Annotated in this window: 2 protein-coding genes; one reads left to right on the top strand and one right to left on the bottom strand. The window is 72.6% G+C overall.

The genetic code is table 11. The features are described from left to right. The first annotated feature begins 79 nt into the window (after nucleotides 1–79). Entirely contained in the window at nucleotides 80–1,528 is a 1,449-nt protein-coding gene (locus VF794_RS39405) for a hypothetical protein (protein WP_331118803.1), read from the top strand. Here VF794_RS39405 and VF794_RS39410 read toward each other — a convergent pair. Next, on the bottom strand, nucleotides 1,520–2,433 hold a 914-nt coding region (locus VF794_RS39410), incomplete at its 5' end, for an alpha/beta fold hydrolase (RefSeq protein ID WP_331118805.1). The genes VF794_RS39405 and VF794_RS39410 overlap by 9 nt on opposite strands.

Below are 2,433 nucleotides of genomic sequence, written 5' to 3' on the forward strand. Positions count from 1 at the left end.
TGTCATTTCGATCACTTGCGTGGCGTTTGCTGATCCGGATGTGCGCGGATGCCTGGCGGGTAATAGTGTGAGCAATCGAATGCTCCGCTGCCTGCTGATGATCTCCTGCCTGACCTTGTCCGCCTGCCACACCCCGGGGGCGGTGATCCCGTCCGGGGAGCCTCCCGCGCCCGCCGAGGTGTGGGTGGATGGCACCCGGCCGGCCGGGGGGGAGGGGTCGCGGGCACGCCCCTTCGCCACCCTGGCCCAGGCACTGATCCTCGCGGAGGGGCGCCCGGGGCCGCTCCGGATCCATCTGGCGGCGGGGAGGTACGTGGGCCCCGTCGTCCTACGCGCCGGGCTGGAGCTGGTGGGTGAGGGGGAGGGCTCGGTGCTGCACGGGGAGGGGGAGGGCCCGGTGGTGCGAGCGCCGGAGGGGGCCACCTTGAGGCGCCTGGGCCTTCAGGGGGGAGGCTGGGGGTTGGAGGCGGCCGGGTCGGTGCGGCTCGAGGCCGTGCGCTTCAGCGGGCAGTGGGCCGGGGCGGTGCGGATGGAAGCGGGGCACCTCACGGTGGAGGGCGGCGTGTTCGAGGCGGGCACGCCCGAGGCGGTGGGGCTGCAGCTGGCGGGGCCCGTGCGCGCGGAGGTGCGGGCGAGCGCCTTCGTCGGCGCCTTCCGGCGAGGCGTGGAGGCACGGGGCGCGGAGGTGGAACTGGAGGCCGTGAGCTTCCGCGGGCCCGAGACGGCGCTGTACCAGGGTGAGGGGCGGGTGCGGATGCGGCGCTCGACGGTGGAGGGCGGGAAGGGGCCGGGCGTCTTCGTCCAGCACGGCACGCTGCGACTGGAAGAGGTCACCGTCACCGGTCACGAGTATGGCCTTCAATCCCTGGAGGCCACGCTGGAGGCGCGGAGCTTCACGTCGGTGCGCGCGCTCCGGGCGGGTGTGGCGCTCGTCGGCTCGAAGGGGTGGTTGGAGGAGACGGTGGTGCTGGGCAGCGGCGGCTTCGGCGGGGTGTCGCTGGTGGGCTCGGACCTGGAGCTGCGCGGTGTCCGGGTGGACGGGGCGGATGCGTATGGCATCTCGGCCACGCGCGGGCGGCTCCGGTTGCGCCGGGCCGTCATCACCCACCTCACGGCGCGCGATGGGGACTCCGGTGACGGCCTGCACCTGCGAGGCGCGGAGGTGGACGCGGAGGAAGTCCAGGTGCGGGAGGTGGCCGGCGTGGGCGTGCTGAGCGCGCAGGACGCGCGGGTGACGCTGCGGAAGGTGTCCCTGGTCGGGTGCGAGGAGGCCGGCGTGCAGGTGGAGACGCTGGGGCAGGTGACGGCCGTGGGCCTGGAGGTACGAGGCTCCGGGGGCCCCGCGCTCGTCGCCCTGGAGGACGGGGTGCTGCGCGTGGACGGGCTCTCGGCGCGAGACAACGCCGGGGGGCTCGTGGTGGCGGACTGTCAGGGTGGGACAGGGGTGACGCTGGGCCGTGTGAAGGAGGAGGGCGCCGGGCCCACGGTGGCGCCCGACGTGGCCTGTGTGGCGAGAACGTCACCCTGACTCGAGCGCCGTGGCATGGGCGGCGAGCCAGTCCCGGATCTCGGGGTAGACCTCGAGCGGCGCGCCCGTGCCGAAGAGCAGGTCCCCGTGCCCGTAGTCCATCTTGTCCCCACGGTCGCAGCCGAAGATGTGCAGCATCTTGTCCGTCGAGCCGACCAGCTCGTACTGCGCACGCAGGTTCTTCGACGAGGCCAGCCGGTCCGAGCTCCCCCCCATCACCATCACCGGCAGCGACAGCTTCGCGAGCCCCGCGCGCCAGTCCACGCTCCCGTCGAAGGAGCGGAAGGCGTCGTGGTCGATCCAATCCTGGAACTGCCGCAGCACATTGCGGCTCATCGACGACATCATGTTCGCGTACACCTTGCGCTGGATGGGCGGCCGGATGTGCTTCGGGTTGATGATGATGTCGGACAGGGGCAGGGTGACGTGGCCGAGGAAGGGCGCGAGGGTGTGGCTCAGCCACTCGTTGCGGAAGCCCCAGGGCCATGAGAGCCGCGCGCCCATGTGGATGAGCCGGCGCAGGAGCGGATCCGGCGGGAAGAAGACGGGCGAGCCCAGCACGAGCAGTCCCGCGAGCTTCGCCCCCGCGGGGCCCTGCGCCACCGCGTACCCCACGAGTCCTCCCAGCGAATGGCCCACCCACAGCGCGCGCTTCGCTCCCGTGCGCGCGAGCACCGCCTCGATGATGGCGGGACCATCCTGGGAGATGAACTCATCCACGGTGACGTCCGGCCACCGGCGCCCCTGGGGCGGGCGCTCCGAGTAGCTGATGCCGCGCCACTCCACGCTGAAGCAGTCGAAGCCGGCCTCGGACAGGGCGTGGGCCAGGGAGTAGGGCGGCTCGAAGTCGAAGGTGCACCGGTTGGCGGCGAGTCCGTGGCACAGCAGCACGGGCTCCTCGAAGC

Source organism: Archangium sp., from assembly GCF_036389735.1.
Lineage (GTDB): Bacteria > Myxococcota > Myxococcia > Myxococcales > Myxococcaceae > Archangium.